Here is a 520-nt window from a genome sequence, read left to right on the forward strand (position 1 = left end):
GTGCTGGCGGTGAACCTCAACGCCCCGCAGGTACTGACCCAGGCCCTGCTCGACAGCGGCCGGCTGCACGATCACGGACGCGTGATCCTGTTGGCCTCCATCAGCGGCATTGCCGGCAACCGCGGACAGACCAACTACGCCGCCAGCAAGGCCGGGCTGATCGGCCTGGCCCAGGCCTGGGCACCGCTGCTCAAGGCCCGGGACATCAGCATCAACGCCGTGGCGCCAGGCTTCATCGAGACCCAGATGACCGCCAAGGTGCCCTTCGCCTTGCGCGAAGCCGGACGCCGCATGAGTTCCCTGGGCCAGGGCGGCCTGCCTCAGGACGTCGCCGAGGCCGTGGCCTGGCTCGGCCAGCCGGGCAGTGGCGCGGTCAGCGGGCAAGCCTTGCGGGTGTGTGGCCAAAGTGTCCTGGGAGCCTGAAGATGACAACGCACTGGCATGAACTGAACCTGCCTGCGCTCTTGCCGCCGCTGTTTCTCAAGGCGGCGCTGAGACGGCGGAGCAATGGCATCGAGTT

1 protein-coding gene is annotated in these 520 nt (G+C 68.1%); it reads left to right on the plus strand.

Annotation, left to right across the window (positions count from 1 at the left end):
* The coding region (locus Q7C21_RS23020; RefSeq protein WP_375151240.1) for an SDR family oxidoreductase at positions 1-423 on the plus strand (423 nt) is incomplete at its 5' end.
* Positions 424-520 lie beyond the last annotated feature (97 nt).

Source organism: Pantoea sp. ANP04 (genome assembly GCF_041982285.1).
Lineage (GTDB): Bacteria > Pseudomonadota > Gammaproteobacteria > Enterobacterales > Enterobacteriaceae > Pantoea > Pantoea eucalypti.